The organism is Bacillus sp. PK6-013, assembly GCF_054161445.1.
Genome location: NZ_CP096417.1, coordinates 2,067,488 through 2,084,485 on the forward strand (window position 1 = coordinate 2,067,488; position 16,998 = coordinate 2,084,485).

The following is a 16,998-nucleotide window of genomic DNA, read 5'->3' on the forward strand; positions in this document are numbered from 1 at the left end:
GATAGGGTGTAAAAGCCTCTCCAACTTTTTTTAACCGGATGGTCGAGCAGCCATGAAATTGAAGATCTTGGTTTGACTTTTGCTGTAGGGGTTGATGAAGGCCGAGAGACTCCCCTTGAAAAAATTTATTTAAATGGGCGTCAATGATCCAAAGAAAGATCGAATTACCTTGACATACCAATATGTTAATCCGTACACAGCAGGAGCCCAGATTGCCGGGCATGATGAATGCTGGAACGAGCTATTTGCTTCAAACGTTATCGGTGTCAATAGGGAAATCAAATAAGCAGGAGTTGCAGCCATTAACGGAAAAACAAATAGGCTCCTTGGTTTACTAGATGAAAAAGATGTAGACGGGATCATGTGGATCAAAGGGAAAGGGATAGGCGGTACTGTCAAAAACTATGAAAAACAAAAAACTGACGGTCATGGCAGTCAGTGAAAGGGATAGAAGGAATGGGTGGAAAGTTGATCATAAACAGCAAGTGACTGTTCAGAAAATTGATTCGTGGGACTAGGGGGCTGCCGATTTCACCTTTGGCTCCCCCTAGATTGTTGATTGCAAGAAACAGCTTCTTGTCCTACCGACGAAGGAAAAGAAATATGGAACATGAAAAATCAAAGAATTTTAAAAAATGTCGATGGCCGTTTATATTATTCTCCTTCAATAGGGAAAAAACGGTTTTACCGTAATTTCAAAATGACCCGCAGGTCTAGATTTTCCGTTTAAGATTAGCCTTCCCGTGTTTGGAGAGGCTTATGTTGGCTATGTCCAAATAGTTTATTTAATCTGCCATTCTTTAATGACAAGTGTTGAAGAGCCGCTGTCAACAATCGGATCAGAATTTCCGATCTCTGTTGCTTCCTTGAGAGACTCTGCGCTGATAAGATAAGCGCCCCCGGAAGCATCGCTGAAAGGGCCAAACATTTCCAAGCGGTTCTCGGCTTTAAGCCTGTCCAAAAATTGATAATGGGCTGGCACATATTGATCTTTAAAATTCTCGGTTCTGGTTGTTATGAGTAAATATTTTTTCATCGTAGCACGCCTTTTTGTCAAAAGATGACTTTATCTTAGCACAAATATATAGAAGATTCATATAAAAGTTCGATCGGCGGAAGGCGTAGCTGTTTTCCTTTCGATTGCGCCACATTGGCAATGATTGAAAGTGATTTTGAAGTAAAGGAGTGGAAGACCAAGGAGACGGGATTTGAATTTCATGAAAAGAGTGACACGGATATTAATAGGGAAACAGGGAATAAAAAAATAGATATTTACAAAAATATTAGTCTTAAATGGAGAATCCTCGGACACAAAACCAGCGCAATCATGAGTTTGCTTTGTGTCTTTTTTGATCATATAATTGTCAAGATCATTGAGGGAATTCTAGAGATGAGGCAGTAAAAAGACTAAGCTTGTCATTCGGCCATCACTTTTGATGTTACTGAATGATTAATTGGGACTTGAGAACATCGATACTTTGTTAATCTAAGCGGAACTAACTTACTTTTTAAGTTAGTTCCGCCGTTCAAATGACTAATCCAGATTTTGATCGATCGTTCCTTCAAAATAGTCATCACTGACTTGTTCATGAGTTTCAGCCAATCCTTTTTCCAACTGCGTGGCTCCTTCATAATCCGAGGGGTCAAAATATTTTCCTGCCACATCCGTGCTGTCATTCATGTTTTCTTTGTTATCAGTTTCAGTATTAACGTTCTCTGTCTTAGCATTGCTGTCTAACGATTGCTGAGAATCGTATTCCTTGTCTGCTGAAGAAAATCTTTTGTAGTCATCGGGTCTATCTGCTCCATGTTTTTGCGTCACGTTTATCACTCCATATTATTGAATTTTATGTTTCCTTTAAAATAGAAAGGGGCATTTTCAGTCTGATGATCATTCAATACAATGGTTTCACTCCTTTGCGAATTGTGCTGAAATATCAACTCTTTTTATTGTGTCTGTTGAGGTGGTATTCATTCGCTTTTTCGGGAAATCAATCTTCAACCCTATATCAAGGGAAAGAGAACAGGCGCACAAAAATCATAAAGCAAAACCGGGCGTGCAGGAACGACGCCAATCCTTTCAATGGCAGACATCAAACAGGATAACTTCTCATTCGATGATTAAGGCTTATGTATTTAAGAGCATGTGAACTTACGTTGGGCGCCTCCTTTGGGAGATAGAAGCGGAAAAAAAGCGAATTCAACTCTGGAATATATATTTTCCTGCATGTTTATGTTTTTTGTTTCTATATGATGAAATGGTTGTTTTCAATGATGCATATGAACCAATAGCTGCGTAACCATAGAATCCGCCCATAAATACTCCAGCTATGAGGCTGTGTCGATGGCTTATGCAAACAGATATGATTAAGCCTAGTGCGATCGCAATTGATGGGACATACTTTTTGGGAACCTTGAGAAAAATTTTAATTATCTGTGTGACGATCAAAATAATTGGCACTGCTATAACAGCATCCCAAAAGTTTGTATGAATGATTGGAAAATCCAAAAAAGACACCACCTTTTCATCAGTATTTCTTGATTTGCTGAAAAGTATTTAACCCGAGCAGCAGAAAAACTTACGGATCGCATAAATGAGGCATTATATCAGCTTCAAGAAACATCACAAGCGCTCTCAGTCATGATGTTGTTGTTTAGCTTAGAAATAAGTTTTGAATTATCTTTTTGCAGCCGTTTCATTAGCGGCATTTTTTATGCGCTTGAAATTCTTGATTAAAGAATAGTTGAAAGGATTTATTCACCAATTCCTTTCCGTATAGTGGTAAACTTTTAGTTGGTTATTACTTTTGTCATACATTTTTCGGGAAGCGAGGTATTGCAAATGATCGGTTCAATACTTGGAGAAACGCTGGCTTTAGATATCATGAAAGTTGATTTATCGATGAAGAAAGAATTTTTGACAGAGCTGAAAGCTTGCCGTAAAGAGTTAGAAAAAGACAAAACGGAGTTCTCTGATTCTAAAAAGACGATCACCGAACCACAGTTGTCGTCTCATTCGTGGCAAGGCAGTCTTGCTGACTCCTTTGACCGTATTCGAGGCCTAATGAAGACTGCCTACAATGACATCAGCGGAAAACAGCTTTCTGATCTTTTAAGCAAAATCGATGAACGAATCAAATCTTTAGAAGAGGATATTCAATCGCTCAGCCAGGAAGTTCGTTCTTTAGAGAAAAAGATTGAGAACGCGAAGCAAGGAGTAAATGAAAAATGGGTCAAGAAATAAAAGTAAATACTGGGGAAGTCAAACAAGAGCTTTCTAAAAAAATTCCCTAATGAACTAAGAGAGTTTTATTTAAGAGTAGGGTATGGTTTTATTTGTAATCTTGATAAAACCCATAGAGATAGAGTAATGGATCCCCATGAACATGTTAGTCTTTTTTGAAGGGTGAGGGGACATATCTTACTCTAGATTTAGAACGGGAAGAAGAGAACGGTATTTGTCCAGTATATTATTTTGACAAGAAAATAGCGGCCATCACTCGAAGAGTTTTTGAAGAAAATGGATGAAGAACCAGACTATTATATTCATGCTTAAATTGACTTGAGAATTGATTAACTTTGAAGGATTACCTTGATTGGCTATTGCCTTTCAAGGTTTTTTATATTTACTCCGAAAAAAATCGAAAAAAGGGGCATAGAATGGAAGACACACCTATCCCTGATCAAATGATGTATTGAATGATAATGAAGTCGTCATCTTCACAGAGCAGCGAATGGAGTCTATGCAGTATTGCGCGTGATCGTCATTACAAAGCGTTACGGTCCCCATGGGTATGATAAGTCTTTCAATTTCTTCAATGCTTTCTTCTTTCTTTTTTAAAAATTATATGTCATAGTACCGATATAATGATTAAGTAGAATTGAAAGAGTGATGTCCATTGTTATCTTTAGGAAATATTATAACAATAGAATTTGAAAACGAAATTCAAGAATATGTCCTTGCGAAAAGTAAAGTGTTATCAATTGAAGACAATGTTTTAAGAGTGCATTATCCTGTTGATGAAGAAACGGGGAGAACTGTTATTATTCCAACAAATACAGCGGTAACAGTTCATTTTATAAATGAGCAACAAGTCCCATATAAATTTAATAGTGTAATAAAAGGCCGGGAAATTTATCAGGATATACCTGTACTAAATATGTATTTACCTGAAGAAGTTCAAATGAAAAAAGTTCAAAGACGGCAATTTTTTAGAGTCAATACAACGCTTCCCGTCACTGTTCGCCCATATGGATCTGGCTCAATGTTTAAAACATATACAGCAAATATCAGTGCTGGAGGCGCTGCGTTAATCATTGAAGAAACGCAAAAACACGAACCGGAAGAAGATTTGAAGCTAAGTATCCATCTGCCAAATGAGGGACATGATGAAGATGTGATTGACGTCCATGCTCAAGTTAAACGCACTTACATTGATCGCAGAACAAACAAACAGCTCATGACAGTTGAATTTATCAAGATGAATGAACATGATGAGCAAACCCTTGTACATTATTGCATAAAATTGCAATTGACAGAAAGAAGGAAATTGAAAACTGAATGAATGGAAGTTTAGGAATACAGTGATCTGCCTGATATCCCTCAATTAATTCAGAAGAGATGTTTCGTCCCCGCCATATACATTTATGGAAATCTGTTGGCAAGTTGGCGTCCAACTCTGCCAACAGAAGTCATCAACTGCACTGAAGTGTAGTGAGCCTTCATATGTAACAGATATTCTGCATGAAAACGGCAGATCGACAAGCAACATCGTCGGTGAAGCAGTGGAATCCTAGGCTGCGCCGGCCGATTTCAAGGTCAAAAAAGAAGCTTGAGTTCTCGTCGCATAAGCTTGGAATGCGTTATCAAAAAAGGTGACATAACCGGGATTCAATGGTCGTGACCGCTGAACCAACGAAAAAAAAGAGAAGCCTTTTTTCTTCTGCTAATGAAGAAAAAGGGCTTTTTAATTTGCTGAAAAACTTCTTTTTTGAAGCAAAGCACCAAACACCAGTAGAAAAAGGCGGTCGTAAGATTTCTGTGAGCTCTCGTCTGGCAGAATCGAATACGAATTGAAAAAAGGTTGAGAAATTGCTTGATGACAAATTAAAACCGATCAAGACTTAGTTAAAAAAGGCCGTTTGGGATGGCTTATTTTAAAAGGAAGATTACGATGAGAAACCCGGAGATTATCAAAAAGGCAGAAATAACGTTTGCTATTCTTAAAAGCGGTGGACTGGTGATTCCAGCTTAAGTATCAACGTGATGATGGCCGTGTCATTCGGATGGACCATGATGCCCAGAAATCCTGAGAAGAACGGTTTCTGGACTGCGTACCATAAGAGCTGGTGTGAAGGAAATTGAAACCTAACATTATTTAATTCGTATCTATAGTAATTTGAACATTATAGGGAGTGTTAAATTGAAGATTGCACTATTGATTATTGCAGGTATAATAATTTCTCTTGGTTTAGTAATAGCAATCGGTATTCTTATGTTTCGGAGGGAAATAAAAAAGTTAAATCCAGAGTATATTGTACAGTTTGTTAAAGCAAAATCAGGAAGCGGGAATGTCTCATTATCCATAAAACACAACGATGAGAATTGGGTTGATGTTAACGTAAACGAACAACTCCCTCTGGCAAGTACTGTGAAAATCATCTTAGCCATTGAATATGCACAACAAGCAGCAGCAGGAAAAATCGATCCGCAAAAAGAAGTAAGATTAAAGGAATTAGAGAATTTCTATATCCCAAAAACAGACGGCGGTGCGCATGAGGCTTGGATTATTCAATTGAAAAAAGACAAAGAGATAGAGATAGATCGTGTTCCATTATGTGAGGTAGTCAACGGGATGATTGCTTACAGTTCTAATGCAAATACTGAATACTTAATTGAGGTGCTGGGGCTTCAAAACATCAATCATGTTCCAAAGAGCTTAGATATGTTAAAGCATGAGCCTATGTATCCCATTGTAAGTGCACTTTATATACCTGCCCAACTGATGAATGAAAAGAACTTATCGAAAAAAGAAGTCCTAGAAGTAATGAAAAACATGGATATGCATGAATACCGTAATAAAGCGATTGAAATTCATAATAGATGGCTGAGCCAACCACTAACTGATCAAGAAAAAAAACAATTAAGAAAAACTTTGGACAATGATTTTCAAAAAATTTGGTCTGACCGTTTGCCCCGATCAACGACTAGAGATTATGTATCTATTATGAAAAAGCTAAATAGCAAAGTATATTTTAGTGAAAGTGTATATCAATATCTTGATCCAGTAATGGAACAAATAATGAGAAATCCAAACAATTGTGAATGGCTTGTTCATGCGGGACAAAAGGGAGGATCTACCGCGTTTATTCTTACGATTGCAATGTATGCGACAGATAAAGATGGAAACCAGACAGATATTGCATTTTTTGCAAATGATTTAACTCCAGTCGAGAAAGCAAAACTTTCTCGAAATATGAATGGGTTCCTGCTGAAATTTTTAAAAGACTCTAAATTCCGCGCCCATATCAAAAAAGAATTATCTATTTTAGATTTGCCTGGTTCACTTTCATGACTATCCCCCATCGGAAACCACGCTCGCGGTCTTTACCGTATTTGGCCAAAATATAATTTCAATTCTTGGTTTCTCGAAATCAATAATCTTAGCTGTTTACTCTCAGCTTAATAGAGACACGCAGCGTAAAGAGTTTATCAATGTTGAAGTGCTACTTCCTTCGTTCAGATTTGATCAATTTTACGCTACTGAAGAATTCAACATCAAATTGCAATCGGTATTTGTGAATGCGGGCTGAGACTCATGTTAAAGGTCGTTGGAAATATCAAAGAGGAAGAGGTCAATTCCGTTGGGGATGATAGTGTGTTTCAACAAGTTGTTGCAAAAACAGGAGTTGCTTCAGTGGCAAACGTACAAGTGCCAAATCCAGTCGTCTTGGCTCCATCATATAGAACGTTCGCCCAAGTTGAGCAAGCCAGAGTCAGAATTTATATTCAGAATGAAGAATGGTCCAATCTGTGCACTTTTTGAGGCTGATGGTGATACATGAAAGATCAAAGCGATGGACTCAATCAAATATTATGTCGCAACTGCTTTGAGTGAAGAAATCAAACAAAAGAAGTCCAAGTCATCGCGTAATGGGCAAGAGAAAAAAGCGGTGGTACGGAACAGCTTACGAAGCTAAGGCACCGGAACATGGAAAAACGATCATTGAAACGGTGAAGGGTGAATTTCCTCGTGTTGATTACAGAATGGGTTACAAGATTAAGTAGGAAATTTATAAAAGGATTTAAATTCTTCTTTTGTCATACCAAAATAGATTTCATCAAAATATGAACCATTTGTATAAATCATATTTCGTAACCTACCTTCTTCAACAAAATTAAGATTTTTGTGAAGAGTTATAGATTCATTGTTAAACGAGTAAACACAAATGGTTGCCTTTTGATATCTAAGTTCAAAGAAATAGTATCTCAACACAGTTAAAATCATATCTTTACTAAACCCTTTCCCTCTATAGCTAGGGAAAACAGATAAGGCATAAGAAAATGTACCATTTTTAATATCACAATCAAATGTTTCAATCGTGCCGATTACATTTTCATTTTCATCTTCAGCAATAAAATAAAAATCGTCACTTTCATTTAGAGGAGTTTTTGAAATAGTATCAATCCATTCTTGAATTTGTATTCTGGTTCGAGGAAAAGAAATTGAATTCAGATTCTTTAATATGACACGATCCAAAGTATCAAATATATGTATGTCTTCTTTTAAAGGTGCTCTTAACTTAATTGTATTACCGAGCCAATAAGCTGATTTCATTAAGTCTCATACCCTTCCATAAAAAAATGAATCAATCAAATTATACCATTTTAAAATTTATTGGAAAGGATTAAAAGAATTATATAAAGGCAATCATCGTTAATTCAAATACCTTATTGTGGGCGAACCATGCCCCCAAATGGGATTTAAAGATGGGGCTACTGCTTTGAGGATTACAGAAAAAATTCTTTGGTTTGTTCAATGGCTTTGTGGTTCACTTTGACACGAAAACAGAGCTGCATATTCCAATCGTATGATGTCATTGTTCATTAAAGATGATTATTTATTATATTAATTAAATTTTGGAGGTAATATTTCGAGACTGAAAGAATTGAAACTACATTTTAGTTCAGAAGGTCTAAAAGTTGATATAATGGGGGAGAGGAAAACTTTGCGATTTTGTTACATGCAATAACCATTTGACACGTTGCTGCTCTATTGGAATACATACCGTTTGCTTTAAAACTCTCTAATGCTCTTTCAGCATGATTTAAGGAAAAATAATTTTGCCGAATTTCATAGTATGCAATGGCAACTTGATAATTGAACTCTGCCCTTTCGATTTCGTCAGGGATTTTATGTAGACGACTTTCCGCGATTCTATAAAAATTAATGGCTTTGGTAAATCTTTTTTTATAAAACTCATACAATCCAGAAAAGAAATAGAAATAGTACTGAATCATATCATCAGTACAGGATTCTAAAGCTTTTGATTTGATATCGTTTAACAGATCTCCAGATTCTTTGTAATTCTCAGTCATCAGTTTAAATCGTGAATCTATAAGGTTAAAATATAACAGCACATTTTGATTTTCCTTCATATTAGGCAGTATATTTTTAATTTCTTCCCGCAGTTTAGTAGCATTTTGAATATTGTTTTGTCTAATAAAACAATACCAATCATTAAGCATTTTACCGACTTTCTCAAACGCAACTTTAGCTTCCAATGCCCCAGCATCCTTTCATATAGTTGTTTTTAAATATTCAAAAAATTAATGTCTGGTCTTTTCCTTTTTCTGCATATGATTCATTTTACATAAAGGATCATTTTTTGACAATGATTTTCCTTTTTTGGCATTTGAAAATAACAAGTCGAACGTGTCAGGGTATAAGACCTACTCAATAAGATTCATTTTCATGGATTGACAGGATTTATTCACCAATTCTTTTCTATAAAGTGGTAAAATATTTCGAGGTATGTCACATTAGTATTAGAGGAGAATGCTATGAAGACTCTTGATGTTCAGGCGTTGCACAAAGCCATTGATCAAACGCTGGAACAATTAAAACATCAATCAGACGAATTCGCCAAAGTCAAAAAGGCCGTTGACAGCATCACATCACTTGATGATGCTTTAAAAGGAAAAGGCGGCGACGCGATCCGCGCCTTTTACGAGGAGTGCCACACTCCTTTTTTGCGGTTCTATGATACTTTCATAGTGGAATATCGTTCCACGCTGAAGAAATTGAAAAGCGCGCTGAATTCCCTAGAACCAAACCACAACGGATTTATTTCACAGTCCTTTCTCGAACACGAGCTGGAACAAGGGGTGAATGCGGCCGACCGCACAACGAAGCGTTTGGTATCTAAAACAAATGCCTCGATCGCAAAAGTCAGCCACATCGTCGATTTGCCTGATTTGAATGACAGCGATTTTCACGAACAGAACAGGAAAGCATTAAAGGAAATCAATCAGACAATTGAAAAGCTGCACACTTTTGACCGCGAACAGACAAGCGCTCTTAAAACTGCTGAACAAGACCTTGAAACGATGCAAAAATACATCACAGAGCTTGAGAAAATGTACACAGGCCCCAAAATCGAGATCACAAGCTATAAAAAAGGCTCAATTTTAAAACCGGATGAGAATACAAACATTAACGGTCCGGTCGGCGGTTTAAAGGGAGAGTTAGAAAATGCTGAGCCTTCGCCGATGGAAATCATGCTAAAAAAATTGTCCGATCAAGAAGAATCTGAAGTCGATTCACTTACCAAAGCAGATCATTTTAAAAAGATTGATACAGGTATTCGCATCATCAAAGGCAAAGTATATAATATGAAGGGATACAAAAAGCTCGGTTCTGTCGATGTCACCGATGAAATCGGTACAGGCAAGGACTTCGTCGGCGGTTCGTACATGCTTTATTCAAACGGTCAAATTGTCCGAAAATACATATCCGGCGGTGAAGTGAAATACGAACTTGTCAGTCGTATACCGGAAAGCAGAGTGAAGAAAAGCGACATTGAAAAAGCTCTTGATTGGGCTAAAGACACAGTTGGAGAATTGTCCGGTGGTTATGATGGTTATAGAGCGATAACAGGTGTTGACCCTGTGACTGGTGAAAAACTATCCGTCACTGACCGTATCCTGTCCGGTGTTTCTGTCATACCCGCTACTAAAGTAGTCAAGGTAGGAAAATATGTTTTCAAAGCGAATAAAGGTGCGAAGACGGCGAAAAGGGTTTCGACCAGTACTGCTAAAAGGCCAGGGGGATATCTCAAGGAAGATGTTGATGAACATGGCTATTTAAGCCCAGGGGTTAATCGTGCACCAGGGAACAAAAATATTGCTTCTGATAATCGAGTACAGTCTCACCACCCAATACAAAATGAGTGGGCGAAAAGATGGGCTAAAGAAGGTGGATTTGATTATAACGAAAAGAAAGCATCCGCAATACTTCTCCCGTCAAGCTCGGGGCATTCACACGCAAAAATCTCTTCTATGCAAAGAAAGCGAAGAAAAATCGAGGGATTTAATACTGACATACGTTATGAATTTAATGTGAGTTATAGGGAAATGATTGAAGCAGGTGTTGATCAAAAAGCTACCCGAAAAGCAATGAAGGATGCATATAAATATTTCGATGGTTTGGGAGGTTTTGTAAAGTGATTGATTTATCAATGGTTTCAGATTTGATAAAAAATACTCCAGCAAGTGAAAGTGAAATTCAAGAGTCAGAAGATATTCTACAAGCTAAATTACCAAATGTATATAAGGATTTATTAAGAAATACAAATGGTTTTTCAATTGGTGGTGAGGTGGCTATTTATGGTACAGAAGATATTGTGGAAAGAAACGAGACATGGGAAGTAGATGAATATGCAAGAGGATATGTTGCTATTGGAGATGATGGCGGAGGTAATGTTTTCTTAATGCTTCAAAATGAAAAGGAAACAGAAGTATTGATTGTTGACTCTGGAGACATGGATCCAAGCCATGCTACTGTAATCACTTCAGATTTTATTGAATGGGTGAATAGTGGTTGTATTATAAGGGAATCGGAACAGAAAACAATAAGTGAGCCACCTGATACATGCAATATAGTGTTAGCAAAGCCTCTTGATGGAGGATTGAAAGATTTAATAAAAATAAAGAATATATTAGGTATTGAGATTTCAACAGCGGACCTACTAAAGGGTTCAAAAAATCCCCCTTATTTATTAATGGAGAGATTCCCATATGGAAAGGCAAAGAAACTAATTGAAAAATTAGGACCCATTGGTACGGTGCTGAGTTTAGAGCCGATTGTCAAAGATAATTAATATTGGAAAATTAAAGAGAAATACTGCTGAAATCACCAAAACCTTGATTGGCTATTGCCTTTCAAGGTTTTTTTATGTTCCAGTCCGAGAAAAATCCGACAAAAAGGGGGATAAAATGGGGACTTTTTCTATTCCATTTTGTCATACGATAGAGACAAGAAAACGAACGTATACCTGAGTCCAAGAAGGAGAGCCTGCGGACACTGATTTTTTGCACACGGATGTTGTGCAGCTGATTGGTGGCCGCTTTTTTATTGGCCGAAATGGGAGACGCACCTTTCCCTTATCAAGTGTGAACTCGGATGTATCGAATGATGATGAAGGTCGTCAGCTTCACAGGAGGAGCGGCTGGAGTCTATGCAGGATTGCGCGCCTTCAGTTACGGTGTTTGTCGGTGTTGAAAAGGATGCCGCCCCAAAGCCGGAAAGAGAGCCTGTCAGTGCTGCTGCCACGGTTAGAACAGACATTGTTTTTTTCATGCTGATCCCTCTTTTTCATCTACCCTCTCGTTTCCCGGTGAGGGTGCAATAAAACATGTGAGTGCGCTTTGTATGTTTTATTGATCCCTTGCAAGGGAAGAGAAATGGGTAATTCGGTATATACACAAGCAAGAAAGGGGAATGGAGATGGCTGACAAGAAAAAAATCACAATAAACGGCGTTGAAATGGAAGCGTCCGAGGAACAGACGGTGCTGCAGCTTTTGAATAACAGCTCGATTGAAGTGCCGCAAGTTTGCTATCATCCTAGCTTAGGGCCGATTGAAACATGCGATACGTGCATCGTCAGCATCAATGGCGAGCTGAAGAGGTCGTGCTCCGCTGAATTAAAGGATGGCGACGTCATTGATACGCTTTCGTCTGATGTGAAAAAAGCGCAGGTTATCGGGATGGACAAGATTTTATATAATCATGAGCTTTATTGTACAGTTTGCGATTACAACAATGGGGGATGTGAAATACATAATACGGTGAAAGAAATGAAAGTCAATCACCAAAGCATCCCGTTTGATCAGAAGCCTTACCATAAGGATGAATCAAATCCGTTTTACCGGTACGATCCGGATCAATGTATTTTGTGCGGACGCTGTGTCGAAGCGTGTCAGGATGTTCAGGTAACTGAAACACTGACCATAGACTGGGAGCGGAAACGCCCGCGCGTCATTTGGGATAATGATGTGCCGATCAATGAGTCATCTTGTGTATCATGCGGACACTGTTCTACCGTCTGTCCATGTAATGCGATGATGGAAAAAGGAATGGAGGGGGAAGCCGGATATTTAACAGGAATCGATGACGAAACGCTGCGTCCGATGATCGAGATTACAAAAGGCGTAGAAACAGGGTACGGCTCGATTCTCGCCATTTCCGATATGGAATCTGCCATGCGTGATGAACGAATCAAAAAAACGAAAACCGTCTGCACATACTGCGGCGTCGGCTGCAGCTTTGATGTCTGGACAAAGGGCAGAGACATTCTGAAAGTCGAGCCGCAGGAGGAAGCGCCGGCCAACGGCATTTCTACTTGTGTAAAAGGAAAGTTCGGCTGGGATTTCGTCAACAGCGAGGAACGCCTGACAAAGCCGCTGATCCGAGAAGGCGACCATTTCCGCGAAGCTGAATGGGAAGAGGCGTTATCGCTGATCGCCAGTAAGTTCACGGATTTAAAAGAGGAGTTTGGCCCGAATTCGCTTGCCTTTATTACATCTTCTAAATGTACAAACGAAGAATCCTACCTCATGCAAAAGCTGGCCAGAGGGATCATCGGCACAAATAATGTCGACAACTGTTCGCGCTATTGCCAATCTCCTGCGACTGCCGGCCTGTTCCGGACAGTCGGCTATGGCGGTGACTCAGGGTCGATTACAGATATCGCGGAAGCGGACCTTGTGTTGATTATCGGTTCGAACACGTCTGAATCGCATCCGGTCTTGTCCACTCGCATTAAACGGGCTCATAAGCTGAGGGGACAGAAAGTGATCGTAGCGGATATCAGAAAACACGAAATGGCAGAGCGCTCTGATTTATTTGTCCAGCCGCGTGCCGGATCAGATATCGTCTGGCTGAATGCCATCGCCAAATATTTAATTGAAAACGGCAAGGCAGATGAACGCTTTTTGCAGGAAAGAGTGAACGGACGGGACGAATATGTGAAAAGCCTAACGCCGTATACCCTTGAATATGCCGAGGAGAAAACCGGAATTGATCAAGAAACCCTCATCCAAATGGCGGAGATGATTGGTCAGTCTGACAGTGTGTGCGCATTGTGGGCAATGGGCGTGACACAGCATATTGGCGGAAGCGACACGAGCACGGCAATTTCTAATCTGCTGCTTGTGACAGGAAACTACGGTAAACCGGGAGCAGGCTCTTACCCATTGCGCGGCCATAACAACGTGCAGGGGGCAAGTGATTTCGGCAGCATGCCTGACAGAATGCCGGGGTATGAAAAAGTGACGGACGAACAAGTCCGCCAAAAATACGAGCGGGCGTGGGGTGTGCCGCTGCCGAAGGAGCCGGGCATGACCAACCACGAAATGATCGAAAAAATCCATTCTGGCCAGCTGAAAGCGATGTATGTAAAAGGTGAAGAAATGGGTCTGGTCGATTCCAATATCAATCATGTACACGCCGCATATGAAAAGCTTGATTTCTTTGTAGTGCAGGACATTTTCTTTTCACGAACAGCCGAGTTTGCTGATGTTGTTCTTCCTGCGAGCCCGAGCCTTGAAAAAGAAGGAACCTTTACAAACACAGAACGCCGTATTCAGCGGCTGTATCAGGTGTTTGAACCGCTGGGCGAATCAAAGCCTGATTGGCAGATTATTATGGAGGTAGCCAATAAGCTTGGCGCCGGCTGGCACTATGAGCACCCTGGAGAGATTATGGAGGAAGCAGCCATGCTGTCGCCGATTTATGCCGGCGTCACCTATGAACGCCTTGAAGGCTACAATTCCCTGCAATGGCCTGTAAGCGCTGATGGAAAGGATTCGCCTTTACTCTTTACAGAGCGCTTCCCTTTCCCGGACGGCAAGGCCAAACTCTACCCTGTTCAGTGGGCAGAGCCTGAAGAGTTCGGTGAGGAATATGACATCCACGTCAACAATGGGCGGCTCTTAGAGCATTTCCACGAAGGGAACCTGACCTACAAATCAAAAGGGATTTCGAAAAAAACGCCGGAAGTGTTCTTAGAAATTTCTCCTGAACTGGCGTCAGAGCGGGGAATTCAGGACGGAACCCTTGTCAGACTCACATCGCCTTTCGGAAATGTCAAAGTGAATTGCTTGATCACTGATCGTGTCAAAGGGAAGGAAGTGTATCTGCCAATGAACGATTCAGGGGAAGCAGCGATCAACCTGTTAACAGGCAGCCATGCTGATAAGGATACCGATACGCCTGCATACAAAGAAACATCGGCCAAATTGGAAATTTTGAAGCGCGATGGAACCAATCCGCTGCCTAAGATCAATCACCGCAACGGCAATCCGCAGCCGCAAATCGGTGTGCAGGTACAAAAGAAATGGGCGCGGAACGATTATATTTTCCCTGGCGACGCTGTGAAAAGGGGGATTGGGCATAATGGCTAAAGCGATTAAACGAATTCAGAAAATCGAGATAACCGAAGAGGATCAGAGAAAGCGTGATATGAAAGAAATAGAAGATGCATTAGTCGAAAATAAGGAAGCCATTCTTGAAACGCTGCATATGATTGGGCACATGAACGAGCGCGGTGTTTTGCCAATGCTCCGCGGCCTTTTTGGCCAAGGAGATAAAGTTCTGGACATCTTAGTGAAAAAGGCAGATACAGAGGAAACGGCCAACACGCTTAAAAATCTGCTTCTTCTGTTTGGGACGCTCGGCATGTTAGACGTGAAACAGCTGGAACCTCTCATTTTGAAAGTGAATGCGGGGGTTGCAAACGCGGTGGAACAAAAGGACAGCGAAGAGAAAACAGGTTATTTTGATGTCATCCGCTCACTCAAAGACCCGGAAATCAACAAAGCAGTTACACTGCTATTCTCCTTTTTAAAAGGAATGGGACAAGATACAGAGGAGCTGGAACGCACGACTCAGCCTCCGGAGCACCAAAAACATCATCAGGAACCCCGAGAGAAAAGGGGGATGAATCAGAGGGATTGACCACCCGCCCGAGCCGGCTGTTGCCAGCTCGGGTTTTTTGCAGGCAGCCGGCTAATCAATATGAAATCGAAGCAAAAAGAGCTCACTCAAAAAACAGGAAGATCTTGCGAGCGGGAGTGGTATGAAAAAGTGTTGGATGCAGGCAGCACATTTGCAGGAAACATCACCGGATATTATGATTACAAGAAAGCCACTGAGGGTGTTAATCCCGTTACAGGAGAAACATGTCTCCTTCACATCATGACTTCAAAAAATTCACCATTGTTCCATCTGGATCGGCAAATGCCGAAAATCTATTTAAGTTGTTGGAGGAATGATTCAGTATGTTAACAAGAGAAGATATCTTTAAGCATGTCAAAGAAAAATTCGGTACATCGCCAGATTACCCATTTCAAAAATTTCCATACTATGCCGCTTTAAGACATGAATCTAACGAAAAATGGTATGGTCTTGTAATGAATGTTCTTCCAGAAAAGTTAGGCTTAGATGGAAATGACGAAATAGATATTCTGAATTTAAAATGCCCTCCCGAAATAAGCGGCAGTTTAAGAAATGGAAAGAGCATTTTACCTGGATATCATATGGATAAGGAAAATTGGATATCACTTGTTTTAGAACGTATAGATTCAGAAGAAGAAGTTTATAACTTAATTGAGCAAAGCTTTAATTTAACCAAGTAAATCATGAAATGATCGTTTCGCAAAAGGAACCAGAAAATGTTCAAACTTTTTTATAAAACCGAAACTTAAATTCGTTGGATAAGAATCCGTTTTGATCAATCTTTTTTTCAAAACGGGTTCTTTCTATAATATATGGGTTCTCATGATGTTTTTGGTCAACTTTATTTTAAAGCAACAACAACACGGCCATTAACAAAAGAGGCAAACCCTTACGTACCAAGGGTTTGCCTCTTCTCATTTAAAACGTCCCAGGAGAGATTCGAACTCCCGACACACAGCTTAGGAGGCTGTTGCTCTATCCACCTGAGCTACTGGGACACAGAACAATATTATAGTGCAAAAATCAGAAAAAATAAAGAGGTTGCAGCGGTTTTTTTAAAAATTTCTTCGGGAAAACATACATCCGGCAGACTTCGCAGCCTGCTGAATGTATGTTTCGGCCTTAACCTTTCAGGTCAATATGATGTCCTGAAACGGGATGTGGCGCCTGAACCATGTCAACGAGCTGCTGTGCGCTTTGTTCGGCGGTGTCCAAAGCCGTCTTTGTCAGCGACATTTGCACGTTTTGATAAAGAGCGGCCTGACTCATGGCCATTGATAAAACAGCAATATCCAACATAACCACCTCCTTAACATGTGTATCGGTTAGAGAGGTGAGGACTTTACTCATATTTACTAATCAGAATATTCAATTTAATATAGTTGTAAACCGATCCCAGCGGCATCTTAAACACCATGAAAAAGAAGCCGTCTCTCAATACTGCCACTGACCGGTTCCTTGTTTGTCTTCGAATAAGGA

At 39.9% G+C, this 16,998-nt stretch carries 17 protein-coding genes, 1 tRNA gene and 2 pseudogenes; 12 read left to right on the top strand and 8 right to left on the bottom strand.

The window, feature by feature from the left end:
* Positions 1-781: 781 nt before the first annotated feature.
* From M1E03_RS10555 to M1E03_RS10565, 3 genes are all read right to left on the bottom strand, one after another.
* Positions 782-1,036, bottom strand: coding sequence for a YciI family protein (locus M1E03_RS10555; protein WP_101560992.1), 255 nt, complete (start codon positions 1,034-1,036; stop codon positions 782-784).
* 498 nt (positions 1,037-1,534) lie between these two features.
* Complete coding sequence (locus M1E03_RS10560) at positions 1,535-1,822, bottom strand: YozQ family protein (protein ID WP_020451786.1); 288 nt, start codon at positions 1,820-1,822, stop codon at positions 1,535-1,537.
* Positions 1,823-2,200: 378 nt separating this feature from the next.
* The gene (locus M1E03_RS10565; RefSeq protein ID WP_149169608.1) at positions 2,201-2,509 is read right to left on the bottom strand and encodes a hypothetical protein; all 309 of its coding nucleotides are present in this window, start codon (positions 2,507-2,509) and stop codon (positions 2,201-2,203) included.
* Between the two features lie 333 nt (positions 2,510-2,842).
* Between M1E03_RS10565 and M1E03_RS10570 the strand changes: the two genes are divergently transcribed.
* The 6 genes and pseudogenes from M1E03_RS10570 to M1E03_RS10595 form a co-directional block, all read left to right on the top strand.
* Positions 2,843-3,244, top strand: coding sequence for a YwqH-like family protein (locus M1E03_RS10570; RefSeq protein WP_458110773.1), 402 nt, complete (start codon positions 2,843-2,845; stop codon positions 3,242-3,244).
* A 655-nt stretch (positions 3,245-3,899) separates the two neighbouring features.
* Positions 3,900-4,565 (top strand): flagellar brake protein, encoded by a 666-nt coding sequence (locus M1E03_RS10575; protein ID WP_025811311.1) that lies wholly within the window; start codon positions 3,900-3,902, stop codon positions 4,563-4,565.
* 335 nt (positions 4,566-4,900) lie between these two features.
* Complete coding sequence (locus M1E03_RS10580) at positions 4,901-5,077, top strand: hypothetical protein (RefSeq protein WP_458110774.1); 177 nt, start codon at positions 4,901-4,903, stop codon at positions 5,075-5,077.
* A 346-nt stretch (positions 5,078-5,423) separates the two neighbouring features.
* Positions 5,424-6,575, top strand: a complete 1,152-nt coding sequence (locus M1E03_RS10585) for a serine hydrolase (protein ID WP_051502138.1) — start codon at positions 5,424-5,426, stop codon at positions 6,573-6,575.
* Positions 6,576-6,917: 342 nt separating this feature from the next.
* Complete coding sequence (locus M1E03_RS10590) at positions 6,918-7,046, top strand: hypothetical protein (protein WP_257007282.1); 129 nt, start codon at positions 6,918-6,920, stop codon at positions 7,044-7,046.
* Between the two features lie 134 nt (positions 7,047-7,180).
* Positions 7,181-7,288 (top strand): annotated as a pseudogene (locus M1E03_RS10595) (XtrA/YqaO family protein); the annotation flags it as partial.
* On the opposite strand, the gene M1E03_RS10600 reads toward M1E03_RS10595, so the two are convergent.
* Positions 7,281-7,838 (bottom strand): GNAT family N-acetyltransferase, encoded by a 558-nt coding sequence (locus M1E03_RS10600; protein WP_458110775.1) that lies wholly within the window; start codon positions 7,836-7,838, stop codon positions 7,281-7,283. The pseudogene M1E03_RS10595 and the gene M1E03_RS10600 overlap by 8 nt on opposite strands.
* Positions 7,839-8,182: 344 nt before the next feature.
* Positions 8,183-8,785 carry a response regulator aspartate phosphatase gene (locus M1E03_RS10605; RefSeq protein ID WP_458110776.1) on the bottom strand — a complete coding sequence of 201 codons (603 nt, stop codon included), beginning with the start codon at positions 8,783-8,785 and terminating at the stop codon, positions 8,183-8,185.
* A gap of 279 nt (positions 8,786-9,064) precedes the next feature.
* On the opposite strand from M1E03_RS10605, the gene M1E03_RS10610 reads away from it, so the two are divergent.
* Positions 9,065-10,729, top strand: a complete 1,665-nt coding sequence (locus tag M1E03_RS10610; protein WP_458110777.1) for a T7SS effector LXG polymorphic toxin — start codon at positions 9,065-9,067, stop codon at positions 10,727-10,729.
* Positions 10,726-11,382 (top strand): SMI1/KNR4 family protein, encoded by a 657-nt coding sequence (locus M1E03_RS10615; RefSeq protein ID WP_025811315.1) that lies wholly within the window; start codon positions 10,726-10,728, stop codon positions 11,380-11,382. The genes M1E03_RS10610 and M1E03_RS10615 overlap by 4 nt, the downstream gene beginning before the upstream one ends.
* 374 nt (positions 11,383-11,756) lie before the next feature.
* Here M1E03_RS10615 and M1E03_RS10620 read toward each other — a convergent pair.
* Positions 11,757-11,861: pseudogene (locus M1E03_RS10620) on the bottom strand (YjgB family protein); the annotation flags it as partial.
* Between the two features lie 147 nt (positions 11,862-12,008).
* Here M1E03_RS10620 and fdhF point away from each other — a divergent pair.
* Genes fdhF through M1E03_RS10640 form a run of 4 tightly spaced genes read left to right on the top strand, consistent with a single transcriptional unit; the run spans position 12,009 to position 16,199 of the window.
* Entirely contained in the window at positions 12,009-14,966 is a 2,958-nt protein-coding gene (gene fdhF, locus M1E03_RS10625; RefSeq protein ID WP_458110778.1) for a formate dehydrogenase subunit alpha, read from the top strand.
* The gene (locus M1E03_RS10630) at positions 14,959-15,519 is read left to right on the top strand and encodes a helical membrane plugin domain-containing protein (protein WP_025811317.1); all 561 of its coding nucleotides are present in this window, start codon (positions 14,959-14,961) and stop codon (positions 15,517-15,519) included. Before fdhF ends, M1E03_RS10630 begins: the two co-directional genes overlap by 8 nt.
* A 60-nt stretch (positions 15,520-15,579) precedes the next feature.
* Positions 15,580-15,849 (top strand): pre-toxin TG domain-containing protein, encoded by a 270-nt coding sequence (locus M1E03_RS10635; RefSeq protein WP_025811318.1) that lies wholly within the window; start codon positions 15,580-15,582, stop codon positions 15,847-15,849.
* A complete protein-coding gene (locus M1E03_RS10640; protein ID WP_151253421.1) occupies positions 15,843-16,199 on the top strand; it encodes an MmcQ/YjbR family DNA-binding protein in 357 nt (118 codons plus the stop codon). Before M1E03_RS10635 ends, M1E03_RS10640 begins: the two co-directional genes overlap by 7 nt.
* A 244-nt stretch (positions 16,200-16,443) precedes the next feature.
* Here the strand turns inward: M1E03_RS10640 and M1E03_RS10645 are convergent.
* Both M1E03_RS10645 and M1E03_RS10650 read right to left on the bottom strand, forming a co-directional pair.
* A tRNA-Arg gene (locus M1E03_RS10645) sits at positions 16,444-16,517 on the bottom strand.
* A 124-nt stretch (positions 16,518-16,641) separates the two neighbouring features.
* Positions 16,642-16,818 (bottom strand): YjfB family protein, encoded by a 177-nt coding sequence (locus tag M1E03_RS10650; RefSeq protein ID WP_003182594.1) that lies wholly within the window; start codon positions 16,816-16,818, stop codon positions 16,642-16,644.
* Between the last annotated feature and the right edge of the window lie 180 nt (positions 16,819-16,998).